Genomic DNA, 25,897 nt, shown 5'->3' on the forward strand with positions numbered 1-25,897 from the left:
CTAAAGGCTTCTAATGAAGCTCAAACTGCTGGCAAACTTTGATCCCCGACTCGGTGATGATGTAATCCATCTTTTCATCGTGCGGTTCCATCGGTAGCGTCTGTTCTGAAATTTGAAAATCAAAACAAACCCCCACCTTGATTCCTTTAAAGTGAGCAAGGGTCTTGTCATAAAAACCTTTGCCCTTACCAAGGCGGTTGCCATTCTTATTAAAAACTAATCCGGGAATCAGCAGGCCGTGAATGCCATTGAGATCTATGATAGCGGAGTTGGGATCAGGCTCCAAAACGCCAAAGGCGCCCTGGCTAAAACCTGATGCAAAACAAAACTCAAGTTCGTTTCCTTTTGTACGGGGAAACGCCCAGTCGATATCGTGGATTTGAAACACCTCATCCACGCTGGCTTCTTGAGCGAGGGCCCGATAGGCACCCCAACATCCGTTCTGCTTAGACATGAAGTCCTGCAGAAATACATTCAACTGCTGCTGGTTTTGAACAAGACCTTGCGCAAACTCTTGGGCGCAAAGAGATTTATAAAAGGAACGACATTCCTGTTTAGAGCTCCAAGAGGGCATGGGCACTCCAAGAGAGTTACATCAAAGTTAGTTGTTCAAAACCTTGTTGTTCTTGGAGTTTTCAAGTTCCAAAGAAAGCTGCATCGTTTTTTCCTCGAGTTTATCGAGTTCACGCTGCGCTTTTCTTTTCAAAAGGATGAGTTCTTCCGCAAGATTCATCGCTGTCAACACAGCGGCATTCTGGAAGGAACCGTTTTTCGTAACGGCCATTGCTTGATTCATTTTGTTATTAACAAAGTCGACGAGTTCCTGAACTGTGGCATCGTCGTGTGAGGATCTAAGTTTGTACGGGACTCCTGCAATGAGGAAATTAAAGTTCTTTTTCTCAGCAGTCACCGTGTCTCCTCTTTCAATCGCTAATGGGCTAAACCTTTTAAAACTCTAGAAAAAATCCTAGAACAACACTAAAAAGTATAGCTGTAACGAGAAGCGGTATTCAACCAATTATTTCTTAGTGCAAGTGCAAATAATCCCCAACTGGGACTCGCTACTGCAAGACAGGCTGCGCTTTCGCGCCGATCCCTCGAGATTGAACTCTGTCACCTCGTGGAAATTGCGCTTGTAGGTCGAGCTCACTCCATTTAGCTTCGTGTCAAGATAGGAGTAGACGTCACTTCTGATGGTGGAGTTTAAGAGGAAACCGTTAATAATCTCCTGCTTAGGGTTGGTGCGTTGATTTTTCGTAAGTGCTATATCCGTAAGCACACCATCGGCCTGAACCTTTTGAACCGTGAGTTCAATTTTTGGTTTCTTGATGGAGGTGGTTTCGTTTTTTAAGATCAGATTGAACTCTTGTTTGTCCGCATCCAGGTAGTTCACTTTTCTTTGACGCAACTGCGAGCGAATGGTCACAAACTTCTCGTCCGCCAACTCCTTAAGCTTCGTCAAATTCACTTTAAAGGCCAAACTGTCATCTTTGAGTTCTGGGAAACACTTCAGCACGTTTTCATACGACACCGAAACCGGCGTCGCTGTTGGAGGCGGCATTTTAGTGTTCGGCTGCGCGCTGGCGAGCAGCGGAGTGAGAAAAATAAAAGGGACGAAGCTTTTCATCCCTTTATCGAAACATAGATTTTGTTTTCAGCCAATTTTATTCCATTACGGTGAGGTCGGATTAGAAACTGGAGTTGTTGGCTGGACTATTTAAGGCCTCAAGCAAGATGGGGTCCTGACCGTAGTCATCATCAGCGAAACCCACTTCTCCGTTACTCTTTGCGAAAACAGTCAGATAGTGCAAATACACCGTAATCGGCTTCGCAAGTGAAACGACTTTCGTTGGACGAGATTCCGGCTCCGTCGTTGACGGCACGATTTTCAGAATTTCGTCCATGGAGTATCCTGGCTTATCTTTTAGTAAATACGCTGCAAGATCCAAGGGTCTTTGCAGTCTCACGCAACCGGAACTCGCGTGACGGTTCTCATCATTGAACAGATCTCTTTCATTTGTATCGTGCAGATAGATGCTAAAACTGTTTCCATCAAGTGGGAATTTAACGACACCCAAGGCATTATCATAACCTTGTTTTTGCACGATAATATAACGGGAGCTCTGCATGTCTGCTTCCGTAATTTTCGTCCAATCAGGGTTTTGCACTGGGATCCATTTTGTTTTGCCTTCAACTTTAACGGCTTCGGCCAGGAACATTTTGTGTTTATCCAAATAAGTCGGATCCTTTTGAAGGATTGGAAGCTTATCTTTGATAGCGATCGAAGACGGAACAGTCCATGTCGGATTAAACTCGACACGAGAGATTTTGCGGATCATCAACGGAGTTTTTCTGACGTCGCGGCCATTGATGGTTCTGAATTGCAATTTTACTGCTTCCGGAGCCCATTTGTTTTCTTTTTCTGACCAAAGACTATCATCACGCAGGTTGAATTTTGTCATGGCGACATTCACGAAAATATAACGTGTATCCATTTTACGCGGAATCCAACGGTATCTTTCCATGTTTAGCTCGATCTGCTTGATTCTTTGTTCCAGTGGCACATTTAAATGATTTAATACCTTAGAAAAGTTAGCGCCAATTTTTCCGTCGACTTTTAAACCGCTGTTCAATTGAAACGATTTCAGATTTTTATCTAAATCCGCATCGAACTCAGGGCTTTGAATGTTCTGAATGCGATAACCCAACTGAGCCAGTCTTCTTTTTACCTCTACAACTTTAGGATTTTGCACTCCCAAAGCCAGTTCCGCCCCTGCTGGCGTAATTTTATTCCAGGATTTATCAGCAAGATTGCGAAGGTTTGCCAACGCCAGTTTCAAATGGCGATATTCAGGAATCGAAGGATTCAGCTTATCTGTCTCTTCAGCCAGATTCCATTTTGGTTCTCTGGCAACTTTCTTAAGACGAAGCATGAAGTCTTTCATTTGCACAGGAGCCATCTCGATGTTTGAATCGAATTTTCTTGGATCAAAGCGACCGATGTAAATGTGATGTGCATACTTTAAATAGGCCTCAGAAAGTTTAACTTCCATATCTGCCATGTCTTGAACAGAGGCCCCGCCTCGACCATCAAACACCGGATCCCAAGCGTGATTCCAGTAAACATCCCAAAGACCGTGGCTTGGAGCAGCTTCCAGGATTTTTCTTAGAACCAATGCTTTGCTATTCGGTTGCATTGTACTTTGATCGATCCAATATGGGTGGAAGGAATCGCTTCCGTCCGTGTAGAACTGCTTTAATTTGTCCGTGTTTAGCAGGATTTGGAAATTCGCCGATGCCGGATTGCTGACAGCATCCTGAATCAATCTGGTCATCTGTGAGGATTGAGCGTCAGGCACCAGCGCTTGTGCATTACTGAACAACGGAAACAGCAAAAAAATGCCGATGATGATCAGTAGGACTTCGTTACTGCTGATAAAGTCTTTCATTTTCATAGGAACCTCACTCATATCAGTAACTTCCAACTTCTGTGCCACCCGAGCGGGGTTATATTCGCTATGGGCTCGCATATGAATGGAGGTAACAAATACTGTCAGCCAGTGACACCTGCTGTGACCGTCTCATTTTGAGACGAGGTTTTTACGCCCTCCCAACCATCCGCAGTATCTGTCGAAATCTTTCCTTTTACCGCCACGGTGGCGGTGGAAATATCGGACTAGATTTCACGCGCCTGCTTCCCTACCTATTTCTGAACTCGTCGTTTTTCAGCTCGTCCAGCAACCCCTGCAATTTCGAAAAAATAATGCATCAACTTCAAATATGTTATTGACGGAAAATCAGACTCGTCAGAATCCGCATTGTGAATCGAACGCCAATCTATTTTTTTAAAAGAATGCTTTTTTATTTTTCTCTTTCTAGCGGGCTTCTAATGAGTTTCTCGAAGGCGTTCGCGCTGTGTTGTTTGGCTCTCCGGAAAAGGCTTTAAAAACCTTGTGGTATGTTGCTTTCAATTTCGGGAGGCATGTATGAATTTGAAATTTCTTAATAAGATTGAACTAGATGAAAGAATGAAAACTTTGGCTCAGCGCGAGCGGGATCTTTTGCACGATGTACTTTTGACGATTAAAGAAATTGATTCGCGCAAAACTTATTTGGAGCTGGGATTTGGCAGCCTTTTCGACTATCTGGTTAAGGGCGTTGGCTATTCTGAAGGAAGTGCGCAACGTCGCATCGATGCGGCCCGCTTGATTCGCGAAATTCCTGCGGTTGCTGATAAGATTCAAAGTGGTGAATTGAAACTTAATCAAATTTCCTTGGTGCAAAAGGCTGCTCGCGAAATTTTTAAAAATCAATCCGTCAAAGTCACTGCAGAACAGAAACTTCAGGTATTTGAAGATCTTTGTGGCAAGAGTCATTCGGAATCTCAATTTCAAGTGGCAGCATTTTTCGAATTGCCTGTGGTGCAGTCTGCTCAACAAAAAGTTCAGGCTGATGAAAGTGTTCGAGTTGAGTTCACTCTCTCGAAAGAATCATTTGAAAAGATCAAACGTGCTCAGGAGCTTTTGTCCCACTCCCTCAATACTCAGGATTTGGGTCAGTTTTTGGAATACCTTTCGGAAAAGGTCATCCGTCAAAAAACTGGGCTTAATAACCAAAACCGAACAAGCTCTACGCCTGGCAATATTTCATTTGTTGGAATTGAAACATTTGTCAATTCTTCGAACACCACAACAACTAATATTTCAGTTACTGAAATTGATGATTCTGCTTCACTCAGTTCGGCTGATGCCATTTCTACCGCCACCGTGGCGGCAAGAAAGACACCGGCACTTAAGAATGTAAAGCAATTAAAGAATCAGCAACAGTGCTGCCAATATATTGATCCTGGTACGGGTCGTCGTTGCGAAAGCAAATGGCTACCACAAGTCGATCACAAGCAAAGTCGTTGGGCTGGAGGCAATCATCAGTTGGAGAATTTGCAGATACTTTGCGCTGGTCACAATAGACTCAAATACAGAATAGAGAATGGCGTCAAATATTCGTCATAGAGCACAGACAGACAGACAGACAGACAGACAGACAGACAGACAGACAGACAGACAGACAGACAGACAGACAGACAGACAGACAGACAGACAGACAGACAGACAGACAGACAGACAGACAGACAGACAGACAGACAGACAGACAGACAGACAGACAGACAGACAGACAGACGGATGGATGGATGGATGGATGGATGGATGGATGGATGGATGGATTACGGCAGCTGAGGCAAATATCGGGATTTTTCCCGACTTAGATATTTGAAAATGTTCTGCCGCAGAATTGTTAGATCTGCGGCAGACATGAAGGACTTAGTATGCTGATAAACGGCGAGTTCCAGTTTGTAAGAAACGAACGATATCCACGTCAGGGGGATTGGCGATGCCGACTCCTGGTTTTGGACCAGTTAACTCGCCCAGCGAGTAATCCATGCGGGCGTCGTAAGTGCGCTCGTACTGGTTGCGCAACCAGCGTTCGGCGTTGTACCAGGCGCGTTTGTTTTGGTTGTCTGGGCAGGATGCTAGCTCATTCGAAGATTTGGCTCCCCAGCGAAGCTCGGCACAGTGGTATGGATCGAAGCTCATGTCGAAAACTCTTTGACGAGCCTGTTCCAGATTCATGGTCACGGCCTGACCGCGCGAGTTTGTGTACGAAAACTGGCAGGCCCCGGCATCGCGATTGTAAATCGCTAGCAAATCTCCGCGTAAATTGTTTCCGCGGTACACGATGGTTGGATCACCGACCTGATATCGCTGAACCATACTGCGTGTTTGCGCGAGCAAGTTCATAAATGAAACTTTCAAACGCGCATCACGTGATGGCGATGCGAATTGTTCCCACTCCCCTGTTGTACCAAAAATATTTTGTGGCAGACGTTCTGGGTGAGGTTTGTTTTGCACACCCGAACGTAAAGCCACGTCGACCGCTTGCACACGATCTTTCAGGTTCACGCAAAGATCTGCTACCATGCTTCGCATGTCTTGCAATGGATCGATACGCAACTCTCCGTTCGCCAGCATGATGCGCAGATATTCATAATAATCCACCGCGCGACCATTATAGATGAATTGCCCCTTCGACCACTGACCTTCAGGATCAGGACGGTTCCCATAGAATTGCTCAAGACTGTAGTACGGCAGTGTATTATTCTTAGCGCCCAACACCCGCCCACCGATGTAAGCACCGCTGGAATCTTTTTTTGCACCCGTCAAAGTCAAAGGACGGAAGTTTTTAAAGCCAGCACCTTGATAAGGATTGCTGCGCTCGAATTTTGGATTGTACATGCCAGACGTCAAAGTATTGTCAGGATGCGAGTCGATATAATAGATCTGCCCGTCCGTCGTCACTTTATAAACAACTGCCACGTGACCGTTGGGATCATAGATGACCGTCCCTGGGCGAATACTGAAACGTGTCAGCTTCACCGGATAGAAATCGGAGAACATATTACCGTCCTCGGTTCCCATCATACGAAACGTCGCCGATAATGTCGTGTTCGTGATAGTTCCGTTCAACAAGGAAACGGCATTTGGATAGCGCGAAGCTAAAATCCCGAATCCATAATCGAAATCTTCAATGTTATAGATGAAAGCTTTACGATTGCGACCATTTCCAGCGACCACATCGAAGCGACCGGTCACGTAATTCCCAAACGGTGTATACCGGATGTCACCGTTATTTCCAGCCACCGGGCGAGCGTTGACTCTGCTTGCAACAGACATCGGCAAAGCATTTTTCCACGCGTAATAAGAGCGCAAATAATAAGGAAGATCGGCGCAATCAGCATAGTAAGCCAGCCCTGAGGGGTCCGAAGAATAGTAAGGATTTGCATTACTAGTCAGACATCCTTTAACGGTGTCGCACTGACGATTCTCGACGGCAGCACCTATACGTGCGACAAAGTTAGAGAATCCTTCCTCGTCCTGTGTTGACCACTGAGTTTTCGTTACTTTCCAATCCCTGGTTCCGTAAGAACTCCACTGCGCTTGACTCGTCGCAGACAATAAGAACATCGTACCAAGGCCCAAAATCCATTTCATGAAACCTCCAGTTCGTGCCGCGGGGCACTTTTACAAATTCGAATTTTTTAGTCGCCCACCATCCACTTTGTGATATACGACGACTCGATTTTGTAATTTATGCAATTGATCTCGGGGGGACAATCCATGATGAAGTTTCTTGGTAAAAATCGTGTGAACACAGCAATCTGCATGCTAGTTGCCACTTTGACACTGAATGTATTTACAGCTTCTGAATCTTTCGCCCAGGCGCAAATCATGGCTGTGGCGAAAAACCAATTGGTGGTTGGAAAAACTTATTTCATCGCTGCTGATAACTTGAATCTTCGGAGCTCCAACAACACATCGTCTTCGGATAATATCGTGGGTCAACTTTCCATGAATGACGAAGTCGTTTTGGTAAATGCCTTGGGCGAAGGCACTCCCCTGGTTCAGATCAAATTGGTCAAATCGAAATCTGTTCCAACGAACATCGCGCCTCAATTATTTGTTTCTAAAGACTACTTGTCTGACAAAGTTTATGAAGCTCCTGTTTTGAAATACTTTGTTATTCAAAACGTAGCGACAGAGAAAACTCGCGTTTACGAGCGTTGTGTAACTTACCCAGGCTGCCCTCACAAACTTGTGATGGAAACTGACATGGTCGTGGGCCGTAACGAAGAGGGTACAAAATCAGATCGCTATGCCTACATGACTTGGTTGGGCCACTCTCGCATCTCTTCATGGGTTAAATTCTATTCAGATGGAATGCAAACTTACCCAAGCTGGTACACTGCGGGTCAGGATCTTAAATCGATCCCTAAACCAATCTCTTCCAACTCTTCTCGCGTGATCGGTTCTCGCAAATGGTTGACTAAGCAAAATGGCAAAGACACAGTTTACGGTGCTTTCGGTTGGTACGCGGCGAAGCTTTCACCTTCTGACGATGTGAACGGTGTTAACAGCCAATGGATGCACGGAACTATCGGTTGGGGCGTGGATGGTTCTGACGCTATCGACATCACTCGTGGTTTCTTCATGAATATGTTCTCAAACCCGGGCTCTCACGGTTGCACTCGCTTGGAAAACCGCGCGATCGCTTACCTTCGTGAGATCTTGCCAGTGGGCACCGACATTTACCGTGTTTACGCTCGTGAATCGACTCGCGAGCGCCAAACAATCCTTTCGGACGACACTGTGATTCCTTTGAGCCGCTATAAAGAGGCTTACAACAATCCAGTACGTTGGGATTACATCCTATTGACTGATGGAGCACAAAAATCCGGCGGTTTGAGTGCGGATGCGACAAACATCATCACAAAAAACATCCCTGTAATCCAAGGTCAAAACTTCATTGAGCAAGGTAACTACATGGTGGACCGTTATCCAACGGCAGCTCAGTTGAACTATAAAAATTCAGCTAGCTCTGGTAAATCTGGTGACCGTTACCGCATTGACGCTGGTAAATCCAAAGAACCAACAAACTTCCGTGGATACTTCCTGGTGGATGAGGGTCGTTTCATCGACTATCAACATCCAGATGCAAGAGCCGTTAAAGGCAAAGTTAAAGTCAGCGGTCTTCTTGATTTCAGAACTTCTGTTCCTGAAAACTTGAAAGCAACTGGCTACCACTTCCCACCAAACATCATCTACTAGGATGAATTTTCCCACTGACATTTGCATGACAGGCGCAACGGGGCTCGTAGGTAACGAGCTCCTTTTGCTTTTGGGGAGCATTGAACACGTAGGGCATGTCACAGTTCTGACTCGTAGGCCCTTGGGTCGCTTCCCGGCCAAGATTGAAAACATCGTTTTAGACTTTGATAAGCTCGCAACCTCTGCCACATCACTTAAGGCACACACATTCATTTGCTGTCTGGGAACCACCATTAAAGTGGCGGGCTCGCAGGAAGCCTTCCGCAAAGTGGATTATGATTATGTGATAGAGTTCGCTAAAATCGCCGAGAAGGCCCAAGCGCAAAAGTTCATGGTGGTCTCTGCTATGGGAGCGAACGCTGAATCTTCCGTGTTTTACAACCGCGTAAAGGGCGAAATGGAGCGCGATCTTCGTAAGCTCAAGATCCCACAGATTGAAATCTTCCGCCCCTCCCTGCTGTTGGGAGATCGCAAAGAACACCGTACCGGCGAAGTGCTCGCTCAAAAATTCAGTCCGGTGATGAACGCTTTGATGATCGGGCCGCTTAAAAAGTACAAAGCCATTGCTGCAAAAGATGTTGCGAAGGCAATGGCTCTGGCGGCTTTGAATTTTAATCAGGGACAATTTATTTACGAGTCTGACGAAATTCAAAGAATGTCAGACTCGATCAAATCAGACGTGGGCTTGGAATAAAGAGTCCACGAACTCTTGTGCCGAGAACGTGCGTAAATCCTGAATACGCTCGCCGACACCAATCAACTTAATTGGAATTTGCAATTCTTGAGCAAGGCCAACAGCCACGCCCCCTTTTGCCGTGCCATCCATTTTCGTCAGGACAGCACCAGTCAATTCCAATGATTTATGGAATTCTTTGGCTTGCATCAATGCATTTTGGCCCGAGTTCGCATCCAGAACGATCAATGTCTCGTGAGGTGCCTCAGGAATAACCTTCGTCATCACACGTTTCATTTTTTTGATCTCTTCCATCAGGTTGGCTTGAGTGTGCAAACGACCTGCCGTATCCACGATCACAACGTCATAGTTTTGCGCTTTCCCTTTGGCAACCGCATCGAAGGCCACCGCACTTGGATCTGTCACACCCTCTGGGGAGTAGATTTCCACTTGCGCACGGTCTGTCCAAACTTTCAACTGACCACCTGCTGCTGCACGAAATGTATCGCCCGCAGCCACCAAAACTTTTTTTCCCTCTGCCGCCAATTGCGCCGAGATTTTACCGATAGAAGTCGTTTTACCCGCACCATTCACACCCACGATCATTAAAACCGTTGGACCACTGGTTGCGAATTGAATCTTAGACAAGATGCCTGTCGTCGGGGCCGCTGAATGAGAAGCGGCAAAAATGTTTTTGATCTCTTCTTTCAGAGAATCACGGACAGTGTCGTAGTCCGCGCGTTCTTTGCGGGAAAGTTTTTCATGCAAAGCGCCCATCAAACGTTGAACCGTCACGGGGCCCAGATCGCTGGTATAAAGAATTTCTTCGATATCATCCAAGTGTTGATTCGCATCACCTGATTTGAACAGACTGCGAATACGACCAAAAAGATTTTCTTCGGTTTTTCTAAGAGCATCCGCCAGATCAACAGCTGGCAAATCAGAAACAACCTGACCTGTGGAATCCAAATGAGCCAGAACGGGTTCTTCAACTGCCATCGTCGGCATTTCACGTTTTACTTCGTGAGTAAGAACCTCAGTTTTTGCTTCGGCTTTTTGTTCGGAACGCACGCGCTTCCAGAAACTAAAGAAAATCGCTCCAAAGATGACCGTAAAAAGAACGGCGGCGAGGCCGAAGAGAACTTCAATTTGTTGTTCATGTCCTGGTGACATTTCTTCTCCTTAGAATAAGTGCCGCTTTTCTAACTCACATTTGAGGTGGAGTGAACCCATCTAGCCCTTAGCCCTGAGCGTTACTTTCTAATGCATTGCATTAAGAACAACAACCTGACCATGGCCTGGTTTTGTTAAGCAATTGTTAAAAAGGCGTCATATTTATTCATTCTTTCACACTCCAAACCGATGAGTTCCTCACATTAGGAGTCACCATGTTTAGAAAGTTTTGGTCTGGTATCCGTGGCAAATTGCTTTTTCTGGCGATCCTTCCCGTTTTAGGTTCTGTCGTTCAGGCTTATTTAAGTTTAAATCGCGCAGAACGAATGAGTTCTTCAATTTCTGAACTTACTAAAAATGTTTTACCCACGCTGGAAAGCATGGCCGAAGTTCGCAAAGCACGAAACGCCTCCCGCCAATGGTTTTGGTCAGCCATCGTTCATGCACAAGATGAAACAGCTCGCCTAGCGAGTGTCGAAAAAGCCTCTACAGAAAACGACATAGTGATGAAAAGCTTCGCGGCTTACGCCAAAGTTCCCATGGTGGGTTTTGAAAAAGAAGAATACCCAAAAATTCAGACCGTGCTTCATGAATACGATGAGCTTTTCAAAAAGATTTCTGAAAACATCAAAAAAGGTACGCCCGAATCCTTAGCCGTCGCCACCTATGACATGGATCATCGCTTTTTGGAGATCGGAAATCAGTTTGCCACATATTGCGATAAAGTCGTGGCCTATTATAACAACTACGGACATGAGCAAAGTGCTAAAACCACTGCGAACTATGCGGATCTAAAAAGCGCAAATATCTGGACTTCAATTGTTTCCACTCTTGTTCTTTTTATGATCACCTTCTTGATGTCAGAGTATATCGTTAAACAAGTTTCGTCTGTTTCAACGGATCTAACCAAAACCGGCCAACAAGTTCGCGAATCCATCGAGCAACTATCAAAAGCAGGCTCGACGTTGTCTCATTCAGCAACTTCAGCAGCGGCATCTTTGGAAGAAACGGTTGCCTCCCTTGAGGAAATGAACTCCATGGTTCAGATGAACTCAAACAATGCCCGAGAGGCAGCACAACTTTCCCAAATGTCGTATCAATCTGCCGAGCGTGGCGAAAAGGAAGTGCAACTTCTGATCACATCGATGAAGGACATCTCGCAATCCTCAAAACGCATCGAGGAAATTACAACTGTTATTGACGATATCGCCTTCCAGACAAATCTTTTGGCATTAAATGCTGCAGTTGAAGCCGCGCGCGCCGGAGAACAAGGAAAAGGTTTTGCTGTCGTCGCTGACGCTGTTCGGGGTTTAGCTCAAAGATCCGCTTCTGCTGCGAAAGAAATTTCTAATCTGATCAAAGAAAGCGTTGATAAAATCGATTCAGGAACCCAGATCGCAGATAAATCTGGAGTGGTTCTGAGCGAGATCGTAAATTCAGTTAAAAAGGTTTCCGACATCAACAACGAAATTGCCGAGGCCAGTTCTCAACAAGCAACTGGTTTGCAACAAATCAATAAGGCGATGTCTGATCTGGATCAATCATCCCAAAACAATGCGGCATCCGCAGAACAAATTGCCAGCACCTCGACGGAGATTCAAAACCAAGCCACAGACGTGGAAAATGACGTGGCCCATTTAAACATCATCGTCCTAGGTCGTAGGGCCGAAAGTCAGAAAGCAGCTTAGGTTGCTTTTCGACAGCCCTACCTCGCGAGTTTGGCCAGTCCCCTACGAACTAACTAGAATTTAGCTATGGACATACCACAGCTAATCCATGAGCATCCGGAGATTACGATCTTCTTTTCGATGTTCATTGGGCATTTAATCGGTAGAATTAAAATTGGTCATTTTTCTTTGGGTTCCGTCGTCGGAACTCTGCTCACGGGACTTGTCGTGGGCGTGGCCTACGTCCCCGATATTCCTGAGGTGGTTCGTTGGGCATTCTTTGATCTATTTTTATTTGCGATCGGCTACTCCGTGGGGCCGCAATTTTTTTCCAGTCTTAAAAAATCAGCCCTGCCGCAAATTATTATCTCTGTCACCGTCAATATTGGCGGCCTTTTTGCCGTCATTGGCTGTGCGTGGGCGATGCGCTTTGATACGGGAACCTCTGCCGGACTTCTTTCTGGAAGTTTAACTCAGTCCGCAGCATTGGGGACCGGGATCAGTGCGATTCATGAGTTGAATATCGGACCTTCAGAAAAAGATCGTCTTTCCTCAAATGTCCCTATTGCCGATGCTATGACATACGTATTTGGTGATATTGGTTTGATTCTGTTATTGGTGGTGATCCTGCCCGCTATTTTTAAAATCGATCTAAAAAAAGAAAGTGCTGATCTTGAAGAGGCCATGCGCAAAGACAGCTCTGACGAAAGCGAAAGTTTCTTTAAGATTGCCAATAAAGAAACCCTGCGAGCCTATGTGGTGACGTCGAAGGACTTTATTGGAAAATCCGTGAAAGACATCGAAACCCAGTTTGTCGCCAACCGAATTTTTATTGAGAAAGTTCAACGCGAAGGAAATCTGCAGACCGTCACACCTGAATTGATTTTGAATCTGGGAGACATCATTACCATTGCTGGGTGGCGCCCTGGGTTCATTCAAGGAATTGAAAAAATCGGTTCCGAAATTGACAGCAACGAAATGCTTTCCGTTGATCATTCTGAACGAAAAATTTTTGTCGCAAACAAAGAAATCGTCGGCAAAACACTTTCTGAAGTCGCCAAACAAGGTCGTGGACTCTTCCTTAAAAAAATTCAGCGCGGTCCAACTGAAATGCCTCTGCTTCCAAAACTGGAATTGCGTCACGGAGACATCTTATATCTGATGGGCTCCACAGAAAATTTGGATCGTGCGACCAAAATCATCGGCTTTGCTGAATCAGATCCTCATAAATCCGATTTAGCTTTCTTGGCTTTCTGCGTATGCTTGGGCACAGTGCTGGGACTTTTATCTTTTCATGTCGGCGACATTCCACTGGGACTGGGTTCAAGTGGTTCGATTCTGGTTGTCGGTTTAATTGCCGGTTGGGCACAAAGGCGCTTCCCGAAGGTGGGGCGTATTCCTGAACCCGCACAGAAACTTTTGATCGACATCGGCCTCATTGTTTTTATTGCGGTCGTGGGATTAAAAGCAGGTCCCAATGCCGTCGATGCTATCAAAGCTGGGGGCATCGTGATGGTTGCAAAAATTTTATTCGCAGGGGCAATCAGCACCCTTGCCGGCCCGATTCTGGGCTTTCTAGTGGGTCATTTTATACTTAAACAGAATCCGGCTTTGACACTGGCATCTTTAGGCGGAGCTCAAACAGCGATGCCTTCGCTTAATGCCCTTCAAGATGCCTCTGAAAGCAAGATCTTAGCACTTTCATTCACTCTTCCCTATGCAATCGGCAATATCCTCTTAACCTTATGGGGACCTATAATTGTGGCCGTTTCCAGATTGTGGCAATAAGATTCAAATGGACAATTAGAAACTTTACCGGAAGTTACCATATTGGCCGGAATGCTCTGCCAGGTATCCGTGAACGATCGCCTGTCCGAGACAGACCATAAATTTTAAATAGGATTACTGTTGCGCCATCGCGCGAAGATCGTATTGCTCTTTATAAAAGTTCTTTTCGAAGCGTTTGAATGATTCCAAACGAACTTCTGATCCCAAGATATCTTTCATACGAGTGACGTTTTCTTTTTCAAAGGCGCGCATTTTATCAATTCCGTCTTTGATAAAGTCTGGATGGATTTTATTTCGACGTTCTTGAAGCTCCTTCACTGTGGCATTGGCCGCCGCCAGGACCTGAAGGGATTTGTCTTCATCAATACGCCATGTTTTTAGCAAGTACTGGGAAGCCGCTTTGTAGAACTTCTGCTGGAATTCATTATCCCCATACGTCGCCGTAAAATTACGCGTGTAAATCACTGCATCCGTATAGGAATCCTTCATCTCGTCCACTTGCGGAGGATTGAAACGACGGCGCTCTAAATCTGCGGCGCGAGCTGCAGCTTCCTGTTGGGCGCGAGTGCCCATTGGATTTGAATCTTTGCGAACACGGTCCAAAGCGATCTCACCGGCAAAAACGATCACGATACCGGCCGCCAGACCCATCGAAGCCCAACGGACTTTTTCGTTCTTACGTTTTTTAACGATATCGGCAGGTTTTGCCTGAGTCGCCGAGCTTTGGGAAATCGAAGACACACGGCCTTCCACGGCTTCCTGGATTTGCTCTTGGACTTTTTGTTTAATCTTATTCCATTCGTTCACTTCCACGAGCTGAACGACTTCTTTTTCCACGGCAATATGGATGTCGCGGATCATGCTGGCCTTTTTGTTCATGACGTCTTCAACAAGATCCTGTTCCATCTTAGCCAGGCGTTGGGACATTTCCAGACGCATTTCTTCCAAACGCTCCTCTTCGCTGCGAGCCATTTGGGATTTTTCTTTTTCTAATTTTTCATTCAGAAAAATCTTCTGAGCATCGAATTCTTTGAACAGGTGATTCTTTTTGTTTTCCACGTCGGAAATTTCAATTTGCAGGTTCGCCTGTTTTTGCTGAAGTTTCTTAAGTGCTTCTTCCGTCGCGGCACTGCGTTTTGTGTGATCATCGATCGAGGATTTCAAAGAATCCAAAGTCTGACGGTCGATATCGATATTTTCTTCAAGTTTACGCAGCTCAGCCGTTGATTTTTCACGCAACTCGGTGAATTCACGTTCAGCCGCTTCCTTACGGGAAAGGTATTCTGCCTCTGCCGCCTGTTTTCTGCGTTCGTATTCAGCCTCAGAAGTCTGTTTAAGTTCTGTGGTATCTGCCAGCGTTTTCGCCAAAGCAGTACGGGCTGTCTCCAGATCGTCTTTGATCACCGCGAGGGCGCTGGAATTTTTTAAAAGGTCTTCTTTAACTGAGACCAGTTGCTCATGGGTTTGCTGCGCTTGCATACGGGCAAACTCGATGATGCGAACGGCTTCGTCTTTGGCTTCTTTGATCGTCGCCGCATTTTCATTCTGCGCCGTTTGACGAGCTTGTTCCAAAGCTTCGGTCTTCATTTTTTCCGCAGCCAAGGTAGCTTCGGAGATTATATCTTCGACATCAGCTTTTGCCTTTTGACGAAGAGATTGCACATACACGTCAACTTCTTCACGAAGTTCTTGCGCCATATTACGGGCATCATGCAAAAGCTGATGACCCTGACGTTGATAGTCAGCCAAGATTGCGTCGGCTTCTTTATGAGCTTCTGCGATACGAGTTTGGTGAAAGATTTCAGCTTGCGCTTGGGCATCACGGGCTTTTTGATAGATCGCCTGAGTGCGCTTTTCAGCCTGCTTCTCCCCTTCCAAAACGATTTGTGCCGCTGCACGTTTGGCATCGTGGAGAATTTTCTCCGCTTGGAAAGGTGCCTGATTGGGAGCCGGCATGGCGATTGTATCTTCGTGACCCGTCTTTTCTTCGTAATCCAATTTTTTTGGAATCTTAGGTACAGACAAAGACGGCGTTAAAGGGTTGGCCTCTTGTTTACGTGCCACTGGAACATCTGGTACCGGAACCGGTTCTGGTTCAGGCTCCAGTTCGGGCATAGGGGCCGCAACTTCATCGGTTTCAAGATCAAATACAAGAATGAATTCAGAGCGCCCCAGCTGCAGCTTATCGCTGCTGGTGATATTAACGGGCGTACCCTGAACCATTTTATTTCCATTTAAGAAAGTGCCGTTGGAGGAGTTCTTATCTTCGATAAAGATTTGATTCCAACGGCGACTGACGACAAGATGCACACGGCTGACGTGGGTGTCGTTTAAGGACAGGTCACAATCCAAGGATCTACCAATGGTAAAGGAATCCTTCATCACCTCTTTGGTGATTGCTTGATCCTTCCTGTGGATGGTTACCGTAAACTTTGTCAAACTCGCCTAGCTCCTGGCTGAGTCCCCTTTTTCTTAGGACTAAGCCCCCCGCGCGACTGATGGTGCTTTGTTGATCTCGTTGTTTAGAGCATCTTCAGCCAAAGCCTCAACAGCATCTCGGTGTTCATCAAATGGTTTTTCGTGATCCGGATAATTATTGTTATCGGCACGATACCACAATTGATCAAGGGCACTTTCGAAGCGATCTACCATCGAAACATATGAACGGTCTGGGTTGAACATCGTATTTGAGATATGAGATGCCAACGAGAACACGATACCTGCAATAGAAGTTCCCATTGCGAAGGAAATCTCATGTAGGAAGCGGTCCATGATGTTTTTAGTTCCCTCAAGGTCCTGCATATTCATCGTACCCAGCTCCTGAAGACCACCGGCAATCCCGATGAAAGTCCCGAGGATACCACCGATAACAAAAAGACCCGGAAGCAAGCTGATGAGGTCATTGGTACTGGACATTGGTAAGATACCAAAAATTCGGTTGAAACATGGATTATGCTGGAAAGTCGCTTTAGTGATATTAATCAACTTTGGCGTCTCTTCAGTCCACTTCAAAAACTTCAATTGCTTCAAAATATCTTTCACCAACCAGGCACAACCTTGGCGGATCAAGAAAATACGATCGCTGATAGCCATCACTGAATCTGGCTTGCGGCGTTTCATACGATCACGTACTTCAAAAATTTCATAATAAGTTCTTTCCAACATGCGTTTTGAAAGCACATAGAAAGAAACATCTTTAACTTTGCCTGGAACTTCCGCGTGCATATAACGATTCACGCGTTTTTCAAATTCAATGGCAAACCATTCATGTCGGCGCACCGTAAAGTAAATCACCGAACGGAAAAACAATCCCAGTACGAATACCGCGGCCATCGCATATGGCAGCCCCAGGATAAAATATTGAGCTATAGCAGCCTTATTCACGTCCCACCCCTTTTATTTCTTTTGATCCATTGAGAAGCGGATGATAACCCGCTGAGCTTTTTTACAGTCATTTTGCTTACAGAATTCAGCTGCCGTAGCAACGCCACGGTTCTGAACCTTCATGACTTCCAGGAAGCTTCGTCCTGAGACCTTCATTAGCGACATCAACTGCTTTTGGTGATCGAACTTCACGTTCTGATCATCCAACATATAGTTAAAGATCGACTTCGCACGACGGTACGATAGATCCATATTATATTTCAATGCTTCTTTGTCTGCCGGATTATTACTTTTAGGATCGATGAAACGACCTTGATAAGTCGGCGACGCGAACCCCACGATCTCGACCGCAGATACTTTGTCTGAGATTTTCGGATTACCGAACAATGAACGTGAATAAATAGGCATGGCTTTTTCGATCACACCTTTCATCTCACGCTTCAATCTATCAGAGTCATTATCGAAGTATTGTTGACCGAAATCCAAAACGACGTCACCAGTTTGACCATCGATTTCAGCTTTGATACCCGCCTTGGCGAATCCTTTACTGATTTCGTTAGCTACGGATTTTCGCGCCTCAATTTCTGCACGTGCTTGTGCTAACTGACCTTCTGTTTCGCCAAGTTTGCCCTTCAAGTTTCCAAGCTCACCTTTCAGGTTACCCACTTGCCCTTGAAGATGCCCCAATTGGCCTTTGGCTTGACCAAGCTCTCCTTGAGCTGCCGCCAACTGTCCACTTGTTTGCGCCAATGCACCTTTGGTATTTTGAAGTTCGTTTTGAGCAGCACCCAATTGGCCCTTGGCTTCACCCAACTGACCTTGAAGACCACGGGCTTCGCCTTCTTTCTGGGCCAGCAAACCTTTAGTTTTATTAAGATCGCTTTGTGTTTGACCCAATTGGGCGTTGGCTTGCTGTAACTGAGCATTGTATTGAGCGTTCGCATTGCTCAAGCGAGCAATGTGGGAATTCGCATCAGCCTTTGCCTGCGCCATTTGTTTTTCAAATTTTGCTTTGTTCAATTTGTTGGCTTTGTATGCCCACTTCAACTCGGCAACACGCTTTTGCAATTTGTCTTCTGTCGCAGCAATTTGCTGCTCACCCTGAGCAATCAACTGTTTCTTTTGTGCGATGTCTTTGTTCAAATCCGTGATTTGATTTTCTTGATCGTCGATGGTGACGTCTTGATCTTTGATCAGGTCATCACGATTGATGATTTTTGCTTTGGCCATTTTATTGGCATTCATCACGTTACGAACCATCTGTTGATACTTATTAAGTGCTTTGGCTTTTTTATCGTTTTCCAAAGCTTGCTGCACCAACTTGTCTTTTTCAGACTTAGCGTCCTCTTGAAGAAGCGTCAGCTTATCCATCAGTTCTTGGTATTCCTGCGCTTCGTCCTTCGGCGCCTGGTTTGCCAAATAGTCGTTCTTCACCGACTCATACATATTGAGTTGATGCTGAAGCTCTTCGACTTGCATCGTAAGCTTTTGATTTTCGATTTGTCCTCTAAGAGCGTCTGTTCCGGTTCTTAAACTTGCTACCACATATAGAAGTAGAAAGATCGTACTAAGTCCTAAGAATAAGTCTGAATACGATGTCCAGAAGCTATCCTCAGAATGGCCACCCTTGTGTTTTTCATAATTAAACGACATAACAAACACACCCCACTGCACCTAAAAGCTTAGCAGGGACTAAATCCGAGTGGGTGTATCATTTATAGAAATCCCGACCTTTATTGAGTTAAAAACGTCAATTTGTATTCCACCAACTGAGTCTAGGACACTAATGTTCGAAAATTTGTTTAATGTTTATTCACGTTAGTCTAGGAGACATGAGACTGCCAACAGTTCATTCGTTTCAACAGTTTATGCGCGTTTCCTTAAACATTTTCTCACAGGTGTAAGTTTCTGGAGCGGATTTGTATTTTACAAGTGCACTGATGTGTATCACTTATCACTATTTATTATGTGTCTTTTTCTCTCTGTAAGGGCAATGTCTGCAACCGGAGTTACAGCAATGACCGCGCTTGATGTGATTCAGCTCAGTGAAGACTTGATAGCCCGTTTTAGGATCGATATAAAAAAGTTTTCCCTCTGAACAAGCCTGTTCATGAAGTCTGTCAATTTCTTGTTGTTCTTTTGATTCACTCACAAAGGATTAAACTTTTTGAGTCAGGTCAGCGAGTTTGACTTTGCCAAGATATGACATCGAATTATTCTCAAGGCCCGTCATCACATCGCACATGATTTTTTTCATCGCGCAGGAAACTGCACATTGCTTAAGTGGTTCTTTATCTGGTGTGTTCAGCAAAGGTTTCCCTGATACCGCCATATAGATATCTTTAAGAGTGATATCTTTGCGCTGTTGATTCAAACGCACTCCACCCGCTTTGCCCTTAAAGCTTTCGACCAAACCGGCTTCAACAAGTTTTGCGAGCAAACGACGAATGACCGTGGGATTTGTACGAATGCTTGATGCTAATACATCAGAGGTCATTAGCTCACCTTGGTGGTAGCTAAGAACCGTCATGATATGAACTGAAACAGAAAATCTTTGATCAAGCATGGGACTATTATAGCCTATGGCGCACAATTAAACAACGAGAAGCATTTTTAGCCTCCAAAACATCCCTATTTTCAATCATTTGAGGAATAATCAGTTTAAATGTGCGTTTTACTGTTGCAATTAAAAGAGAACAGGTTCATATTGTGCTTGTATCGGTTACATTTAAAAGGAGTCCGAGAAATGGCAAATAATCAAATCCAAGAAGCTCTCGAGTGGCGTTATGCGGTTAAAAAGTTCGATCCGGCTAAAAAGATTTCTGATAAGGACTTCAGTACTTTGTTGGAATCTTTAAAGCTCGCCCCGTCTTCTTATGGAGTGCAACCTTGGAAATTCCTGGTAATTGAAAACCCTAAGATCCGTGAAGAGTTAAAACCTGTTTCATGGGGACAAACGCAGATCACAGATGCCAGCCATCAAATCGTCTTCCTATATAAAGACGTGATGGATGAAGCTTTTGTACAAAAATACCTGGAACGCATTGCTGAAGTTCGCGGTGCGAGCCTGGAGTCTCTGCAGGGTTTTAAAGACATGTTAATTAATAATCTGGTGAAAGCCCCGGAGGAAAAAATCAGAGTTTGGTCTCAACGCCAAGCCTATATCGCCATGGGTTTTTTACTGGAAACTGCAGCCCTTCTGAAAATTGATGCCACTCCGATGGAAGGCTTCAGTGCTTCAGACTATGACCGCATCTTGAAACTCGAGGGCACCGGATGGAAATCCGTAGCCACCGTAACATTGGGATACCGTCACTCTGAGGATTCATTTCAAAATCTTAAAAAGGTCCGCTTTGCTGACGAAGCACTGATTGAATACGTAAAGTAGACCTCTCCCGAAAGCTCGCTCCATTCCTCCGGACCGAGCTTTTTCTTTTTATATTTTTGTTTTTTTGGGCCTGAACTCTATTAACCGTGGGGAGCGGGCCTAAGACATGCAAAGCTCCATACGGAATCGGACACCGTGTGGGGCTTTGTCTGTTTTGAAATGACTGACTTTAGAAGTAATAGACGTCGAAAGGGATTTGGCCTTTTTGATGGGCCTTTTCAGGGCCACTGCCATAGACACGAACTTCGATGTATTTTTCTTTAACGATCACAACCACCGGGTTTAAGTATCCCAAACCTAAGGCATCTTTTGGTTTAATCACATGAGCTTGGGCGTCGGAAAAGCGGAACTCTTCCAAAAGCTTTAGTGTATCTGTTTCACGGATAGCAGTTTCGAGTTTTGCATCCATCACTGCGAAATCAAGATCGCTGGTTTTTTCATAAGCTTTACCATTCACGAAACTGCCGTACAGAACGATCGGTGCCTGACCTTTTCCTTGCACCAGGAATTTTTCCTGCAAACGCATGGCTGTTAGCAACACATCCGCACCTTCGATGGCGATCGGAGAATCTGTTAATTCAGAGATGTGCTTAAAATAAAGGTCGAAGGTTTTCTCAAGTGGGGCCTGACGCTCAACCATCATGTATTTAAACCACGTACGCACATTGGAGTATTCAGACACCATCACATCCAAATGGCGTTTAAAGAACTTCACGGGGCCGTCTTTTGAATACTTCAAAAGCTTTACATCGTTATAGTTCTCGAACACCAGCTCCATCATTTCGCGCTTTTGTTCCGGAGTAAGCTTGGCAAAACGAACCTTCACCAAATCCAAGGATTGAGATTTTTGGTCAATCGTTTCAAAGCCCATAAGCTTTTGATAGCGAGCCATAGCGTCCAAAACCTTTTTAGAATTCACATGTTGAGCGATAAATTTCGCATAGGCTTCAGACTGCGGAGCTAAGTTGGCGTCACTGTCGTACTTGGCTTCAAAGACATGAGTGCACATGTACTTAACGGCATGAGCCTGACTGACCGTCAGAAATACCAAAGAGGCCAAAAGAATTTTGCAGAGGGTGATCGAAGTTTTCATATCGGGAACCTAAGAAGCAAGAAGCCCTCCAGGCTAAAAGCGATTAGGGCTCAATTGAAGAGACCTTAGGTGTACATAAGGTAAACAGGTGACGTCACAGGGAAACCCGACCCCACTGACTCCATAAAAAAGGCCCCCTCTTGGGAGCCTTTTTTTAGACGATACTCTCTTCGATTTCTTCTTTGCTGATCTCGGAAGGTTTTCTTACAGACTTCACTTCACCCGCAGCAATTTCAACAATTTGATCGCAGTCGGCGACTGTACCCAAGCGATGGGCAATGATTAACATCGTCACCCCTTTAAATGAGGTGCGAATCACCTTTTGCACCAGAGCATCCGTTTGCACGTCTACGCTTGCGGTTGCTTCATCCATCACGATGACTTTCGCTTCAGTCAGAAGGGCTCGCGCCAGACACAGGAGTTGTCGTTGCCCTTGGCTTAGATTCATTCCGCCTTCACTGACCACGGCCTGCAACTTGAAAGGCATCGTCTGCACGAAATCCCACATCGAAGCATGCTGTAAGGCACGAATCACCTCTTCGTCCGTGTATTCCTCATAGCGATCAAGATTGCTACGAATTGTACCCATGAACAAAGTTGGATCCTGCGGAATGATCGCAAGACTACGGCGCAATTTTTCCAGCTCCACCGTGGCAATATCAATTCCATCAATCTGGATCGAACCCTCTTCGGCTTCGATAAATCGGAACAAGGACTGAAATAACGTGCTCTTACCTGACCCCGTGCGCCCGATTATTCCCACACGACTGCCGGGGGTTACCTCAAAGGAAATACCTTTTAAGACCAGAGGCAAATGAGCCGCATAACGAGCCTTTAATCCATCAACTTTGATCGCACCTTTTTCCGGCCATGTTTCACGAACGGATTCCGCCGGAGCACGGATCACTGAAACTTCAGCTGGGAGATTCGAAAAATACTTTAAGCGTTCAATCGATGTCATGCGCGATTCCATATCAGAGAACACACGCACTCCCCAATTCAAGTATCCCCAGAAGGACAATGAATATAGAGTCACCAAACCCGCAGTACCAGCATCAATCACGCGATAGTACGCTGACAGACTGACTCCGATCGCTGTGGCCATGGAAATCATTCCGCCGATCATTGGAATTCGTGACGAGAACCAACGATTGATTACATAGTGCGAGTAAAACATGCGATTGCTGTGCGCGAGCTTTTGATAAAAGTTTTCTGCAAACCAATCGGTCTTATTAAAGCTGCGGATTACCACCAAGCCCTGCAAGCTCTCTTTAAAGTGCGCGAATCGCGGCGAACGCGCCACACTGTCCATGCGTTTGGCTTCGCGCGCCGGGCGGCGATAGTCTCTTTGCGCGACATAGTAGATCATCATCACTGGGACAATGACAACAATCATCGCCGGCATCAAAGTGACGATCAGCAAAATCGAAATCACGACTTGCATGGCACAATGAAGAGCCGAGTCGAAACTCCACTGCAGATAAATGTCCACGGACTCCACGTCGCGGGAAAATCTTTGCAGAATGCGTCCCACCGGTGTCGAGTCAAAAAAGCGAATCGGTGCACGCAAAACACTGGCCAGCATTTTGTTATGCATGTCTTTCCCGGCCTTGATCCCACGATCCAACCAGAACAAGTGATTTAATAAACTGCCACCCAAAACCAAGACACCTAATAGCCCGTATATGCCAATCGCAACAAGTGGGGTCATCACCGACTGATGATCGGTGAAATAAGAAAGCCACGATTTCTGCGCCAACGGAAACAGACTCGCAGAAATCGTACCCACACCTAAAAGTGCTAAAATCCATGGCTTCCATTTTTTATTGTCGCCACCCAAGGAGCTGATGTAATCCCAATAGACCGTGCTTTTCACCGCACCCACTTCGCGATCTTCATCTTCAGTGACACGAGTGACATCTGTTTTCACAACAGTCGTTGCCGCTGCGGCTTCATGCGCTGCCTTTTCGTGTTCACTGCCTTCGCCTTGAGATTTGGCATGCTCTTGATAGAAACTTTTGAAAGACTCTGAGCTCTTTAAAAGTTCCTCATAGGTTCCAACCGCCGCAACTTTTCCATCGTGAATAAAAAGGATTTGATCAAAGCTCTTTAAATGCTCCAAGCGATGGGTTGCCACGATACGAGTTGTGTTTTTCCACTCGCCAAAGAGCAATCGCTCACACAGCAAATCTTCGGTACTCCCATCCACTGCTGACAAGGGATCATCCAAGAGCACGATTTGAGGTTTGCGCAAAAATGCCCGCGCCAATGCCAAGCGCTGCTTTTGGCCACCGGAAAGATTCACACCTTTTTCACCAATTTCCGTTCGCAGACCACCGGACCATTCCTGCAAATCTCTTTGCAGACAGCTCAGATACAATGACTTTTCAATATCACTGTCGGTGGCTTCCTCGCCGAATTTCAAGTTTTCCAGCAAAGACCCATTCACGATGTAGGCTTCCTGTGGAACGTAAGCCATGCGGGGGCGTCCTTGAGATTCCGGAATAAAGCGTATGTGACCCTTCGCTGGAGCGAGTTCCCCCAGGACACTCAATAGCAATGTACTTTTCCCAGTCCCGACGGCACCAACAATGGCCAGCGAAGAGCCCGCGGGAATTTGCACAGAAACGTCTGACAAAGCATCCGTCTCTGCGCCTTCGTGGCGCACATTCAAATGATCAAAGCTGACACCGACGGCTTGCCTTGAGTCAGCTCGCTCATTTAGTTCCAAAGACACTTGCGACGATTGGAAATACGCCAGCAAACGTCTTGCGCCCACGAAAGCATTCGTCGTACGAGAAATCATGCGCGAAATATCCCCGAATGGACCTTCCAACAAACCGAACAAAGAAATACAGGTAAAGATCAGTGCGGCATTTAGTGTTTCACCACGCCAAGCATGCACCGCCAAGGCCACGAACAAAACGATCGAAGAGACTCCCAGATACCCCACACTGGAAACGACTTCGGCTTTGGCCATACGACGGCGGGCTAAAAGCTCCTTCTCGCGAACCTCGGTCACTTCTTTGGCGACACTTTTCTCCCACGCGAAAAACTTAACCACGCGAATGGCATTCATCGCTTGTGTCATCAAAGTCACGCGACGATCGCGATGAAGCATCATCTCCTCATCCAGGTGCGTGAACTTTTTTGCCACATAGTTTGTCAAAGGAGCCAAGGTCAATAACACAGCCAAAGCGGCAAACGCCGACCATCCTATATAATAGAACAGCATCGTCACCACACCGATGATCAACATCACATTCGAGAACCAGTCACCCACAACGGAATTAAAGTCAGCGACGTTTTCGCTGTCAGAACTCATGTAGTTGACGATGTCCCCGATTTGATTCTTTTGTCTGGCACTTTGACTTAAGTTCAAGCTGTGCAGAAAAAGTCTTTCATTCATCAAGTTCATCATCACTTGATGACCCTGCAGGGAATTAAAGAAATAGTGCTGCATCGCCAGGCCCGAGATAAATCCGCAGAAGCCTAAAAGCACTCCATACATCATGACCGGCCCCAAGGTATCTTGGGTTAATCCTGCTGACACCAATCCGATGAAGCGATTCACCAGCACCGGAGAAAATAACGCAAACAACGAAGACACGAAATACCAGGCATACGCCGGGTAAGTGAACTTACGAAGAGCCACCACCGAAGAGAACAACAGAGCGCGTGGAGAATTCCACTTTAGATCTTTGACGTAAGCATCAGCATTTTTTGGATGCAAGTGCCCCGGCAAAGGCAGCAAGTCGCTTTCTTCAAGGTATTTGGTTTTAGCCAGTTTCACTAACGGTGAAGCCTGGCTGAATAATAAACGTCTAAAAAAATTCATGAACGAATCCGTAACTGTTCCTATGGGAACCTAAAATCTAATTTTTAAAATGCTAATAATCGAACTGGGTTTTGTTACGACTGCTAGAACTGGGACAGGAGAAGGCTTTGTGATGAACTTTGATCAAATAAGAACATGGGCGCCTCCTCTCTTGCGTGAGATGCCCTTAGCCTAGCGAAAGCTGTTTAGCTTGTCTAGCTCCTGATGTTAGGAAATTGCTAAGTTACCGTTAT

19 protein-coding genes are annotated in these 25,897 nt (G+C 45.7%); 6 read left to right on the forward strand and 13 right to left on the reverse strand.

Going from position 1 to position 25,897, the window contains the following annotated elements; genetic code table 11:
• Window positions 1-10: 10 nt before the first annotated feature.
• From HW988_RS13430 to HW988_RS13445, 4 genes are all read right to left on the reverse strand, one after another.
• Window positions 11-574 carry a 5-formyltetrahydrofolate cyclo-ligase gene (locus HW988_RS13430; RefSeq protein WP_255490016.1) on the reverse strand — a complete coding sequence of 188 codons (564 nt, stop codon included), beginning with the start codon at window positions 572-574 and terminating at the stop codon, window positions 11-13.
• Between the two features lie 27 nt (window positions 575-601).
• Window positions 602-910 carry a cell division protein ZapA gene (locus HW988_RS13435; protein ID WP_142701027.1) on the reverse strand — a complete coding sequence of 103 codons (309 nt, stop codon included), beginning with the start codon at window positions 908-910 and terminating at the stop codon, window positions 602-604.
• Between the two features lie 108 nt (window positions 911-1,018).
• Complete coding sequence (locus HW988_RS13440) at window positions 1,019-1,627, reverse strand: hypothetical protein (protein WP_255490017.1); 609 nt, start codon at window positions 1,625-1,627, stop codon at window positions 1,019-1,021.
• Between the two features lie 61 nt (window positions 1,628-1,688).
• A complete protein-coding gene (locus HW988_RS13445) occupies window positions 1,689-3,455 on the reverse strand; it encodes a murein L,D-transpeptidase (protein WP_220128740.1) in 1,767 nt (588 codons plus the stop codon).
• 531 nt (window positions 3,456-3,986) lie between these two features.
• Here HW988_RS13445 and HW988_RS13450 point away from each other — a divergent pair.
• Window positions 3,987-5,009 (forward strand): HNH endonuclease, encoded by a 1,023-nt coding sequence (locus HW988_RS13450; protein WP_181604749.1) that lies wholly within the window; start codon window positions 3,987-3,989, stop codon window positions 5,007-5,009.
• A 309-nt stretch (window positions 5,010-5,318) separates the two neighbouring features.
• Here HW988_RS13450 and HW988_RS13455 read toward each other — a convergent pair whose 3' ends face one another.
• The gene (locus HW988_RS13455) at window positions 5,319-7,046 is read right to left on the reverse strand and encodes a hypothetical protein (protein ID WP_181604750.1); all 1,728 of its coding nucleotides are present in this window, start codon (window positions 7,044-7,046) and stop codon (window positions 5,319-5,321) included.
• A 126-nt stretch (window positions 7,047-7,172) separates the two neighbouring features.
• Between HW988_RS13455 and HW988_RS13460 the strand changes: the two genes are divergently transcribed.
• A complete protein-coding gene (locus HW988_RS13460; protein ID WP_181604751.1) occupies window positions 7,173-8,660 on the forward strand; it encodes a L,D-transpeptidase in 1,488 nt (495 codons plus the stop codon).
• A gap of 25 nt (window positions 8,661-8,685) precedes the next feature.
• A complete protein-coding gene (locus HW988_RS13465; protein WP_181607794.1) occupies window positions 8,686-9,354 on the forward strand; it encodes an NAD(P)H-binding protein in 669 nt (222 codons plus the stop codon).
• On the opposite strand, the gene ftsY is transcribed toward HW988_RS13465, so the two are convergent.
• Window positions 9,334-10,506, reverse strand: a complete 1,173-nt coding sequence (ftsY, locus tag HW988_RS13470) for a signal recognition particle-docking protein FtsY (protein ID WP_181604752.1) — start codon at window positions 10,504-10,506, stop codon at window positions 9,334-9,336. The two genes, HW988_RS13465 and ftsY, sit on opposite strands and share 21 nt — an antisense overlap.
• 215 nt (window positions 10,507-10,721) lie before the next feature.
• Here ftsY and HW988_RS13475 point away from each other — a divergent pair, with 215 nt between their 5' ends.
• Both HW988_RS13475 and aspT read left to right on the forward strand, forming a co-directional pair.
• Complete coding sequence (locus HW988_RS13475) at window positions 10,722-12,194, forward strand: methyl-accepting chemotaxis protein (protein ID WP_255490018.1); 1,473 nt, start codon at window positions 10,722-10,724, stop codon at window positions 12,192-12,194.
• A 66-nt stretch (window positions 12,195-12,260) separates the two neighbouring features.
• The gene (aspT, locus tag HW988_RS13480; RefSeq protein WP_181604753.1) at window positions 12,261-13,961 is read left to right on the forward strand and encodes an aspartate-alanine antiporter; all 1,701 of its coding nucleotides are present in this window, start codon (window positions 12,261-12,263) and stop codon (window positions 13,959-13,961) included.
• 114 nt (window positions 13,962-14,075) lie between these two features.
• Here aspT and HW988_RS13485 read toward each other — a convergent pair whose 3' ends face one another.
• From HW988_RS13485 to HW988_RS13505, 5 genes are all read right to left on the reverse strand, one after another.
• The gene (locus HW988_RS13485; RefSeq protein WP_181604754.1) at window positions 14,076-16,400 is read right to left on the reverse strand and encodes an FHA domain-containing protein; all 2,325 of its coding nucleotides are present in this window, start codon (window positions 16,398-16,400) and stop codon (window positions 14,076-14,078) included.
• A 39-nt stretch (window positions 16,401-16,439) separates the two neighbouring features.
• Entirely contained in the window at window positions 16,440-17,345 is a 906-nt protein-coding gene (locus HW988_RS13490) for a hypothetical protein (protein WP_246845661.1), read from the reverse strand.
• Between the two features lie 12 nt (window positions 17,346-17,357).
• Complete coding sequence (locus HW988_RS13495; protein ID WP_181604755.1) at window positions 17,358-18,998, reverse strand: microtubule-binding protein; 1,641 nt, start codon at window positions 18,996-18,998, stop codon at window positions 17,358-17,360.
• Window positions 18,999-19,302: 304 nt separating this feature from the next.
• Window positions 19,303-19,497, reverse strand: a complete 195-nt coding sequence (locus tag HW988_RS19255; RefSeq protein ID WP_220128741.1) for a DUF5522 domain-containing protein — start codon at window positions 19,495-19,497, stop codon at window positions 19,303-19,305.
• 6 nt (window positions 19,498-19,503) lie between these two features.
• Window positions 19,504-19,911 carry an Rrf2 family transcriptional regulator gene (locus HW988_RS13505; protein WP_181604756.1) on the reverse strand — a complete coding sequence of 136 codons (408 nt, stop codon included), beginning with the start codon at window positions 19,909-19,911 and terminating at the stop codon, window positions 19,504-19,506.
• A 180-nt stretch (window positions 19,912-20,091) separates the two neighbouring features.
• Here HW988_RS13505 and HW988_RS13510 point away from each other — a divergent pair, with 180 nt between their 5' ends.
• Window positions 20,092-20,733: an NAD(P)H-dependent oxidoreductase gene (locus tag HW988_RS13510; RefSeq protein ID WP_181604757.1), complete on the forward strand. Its 642-nt coding sequence runs from the start codon at window positions 20,092-20,094 to the stop codon at window positions 20,731-20,733.
• Between the two features lie 169 nt (window positions 20,734-20,902).
• On the opposite strand, the gene HW988_RS13515 is transcribed toward HW988_RS13510, so the two are convergent.
• Window positions 20,903-21,826, reverse strand: coding sequence for a hypothetical protein (locus tag HW988_RS13515; RefSeq protein ID WP_181604758.1), 924 nt, complete (start codon window positions 21,824-21,826; stop codon window positions 20,903-20,905).
• A gap of 154 nt (window positions 21,827-21,980) precedes the next feature.
• On the reverse strand, window positions 21,981-25,664 hold the full coding sequence (locus HW988_RS13520; protein WP_181604759.1) for an ABC transporter transmembrane domain-containing protein: 3,684 nt from the start codon (window positions 25,662-25,664) through the stop codon (window positions 21,981-21,983).
• Window positions 25,665-25,897 lie beyond the last annotated feature (233 nt).

The sequence above is a fragment of the Bdellovibrio sp. KM01 genome (assembly GCF_013752535.1).
GTDB lineage: Bacteria > Bdellovibrionota > Bdellovibrionia > Bdellovibrionales > Bdellovibrionaceae > Bdellovibrio.

Coding starts and splice junctions, on each gene's coding strand:
- HW988_RS13445 (WP_220128740.1), bottom strand. CDS start 3,455: ATGAAAATGAAAGACTTTATCAGCAGTAACGAAGTCCTACTGATCATC.
- HW988_RS13510 (WP_181604757.1), top strand. CDS start 20,092: ATGGCAAATAATCAAATCCAAGAAGCTCTCGAGTGGCGTTATGCGGTT.
- HW988_RS13460 (WP_181604751.1), top strand. CDS start 7,173: ATGATGAAGTTTCTTGGTAAAAATCGTGTGAACACAGCAATCTGCATG.
- HW988_RS13495 (WP_181604755.1), bottom strand. CDS start 18,998: ATGTCGTTTAATTATGAAAAACACAAGGGTGGCCATTCTGAGGATAGC.
- HW988_RS13475 (WP_255490018.1), top strand. CDS start 10,722: ATGTTTAGAAAGTTTTGGTCTGGTATCCGTGGCAAATTGCTTTTTCTG.
- HW988_RS13450 (WP_181604749.1), top strand. CDS start 3,987: ATGAATTTGAAATTTCTTAATAAGATTGAACTAGATGAAAGAATGAAA.
- HW988_RS13440 (WP_255490017.1), bottom strand. CDS start 1,627: ATGAAAAGCTTCGTCCCTTTTATTTTTCTCACTCCGCTGCTCGCCAGC.
- ftsY (WP_181604752.1), bottom strand. CDS start 10,506: ATGTCACCAGGACATGAACAACAAATTGAAGTTCTCTTCGGCCTCGCC.
- HW988_RS13465 (WP_181607794.1), top strand. CDS start 8,686: ATGACAGGCGCAACGGGGCTCGTAGGTAACGAGCTCCTTTTGCTTTTG.
- HW988_RS13505 (WP_181604756.1), bottom strand. CDS start 19,911: ATGCTTGATCAAAGATTTTCTGTTTCAGTTCATATCATGACGGTTCTT.
- HW988_RS13520 (WP_181604759.1), bottom strand. CDS start 25,664: ATGAATTTTTTTAGACGTTTATTATTCAGCCAGGCTTCACCGTTAGTG.
- HW988_RS13455 (WP_181604750.1), bottom strand. CDS start 7,046: ATGAAATGGATTTTGGGCCTTGGTACGATGTTCTTATTGTCTGCGACG.
- aspT (WP_181604753.1), top strand. CDS start 12,261: ATGGACATACCACAGCTAATCCATGAGCATCCGGAGATTACGATCTTC.
- HW988_RS13515 (WP_181604758.1), bottom strand. CDS start 21,826: ATGAAAACTTCGATCACCCTCTGCAAAATTCTTTTGGCCTCTTTGGTA.
- HW988_RS13430 (WP_255490016.1), bottom strand. CDS start 574: ATGCCCTCTTGGAGCTCTAAACAGGAATGTCGTTCCTTTTATAAATCT.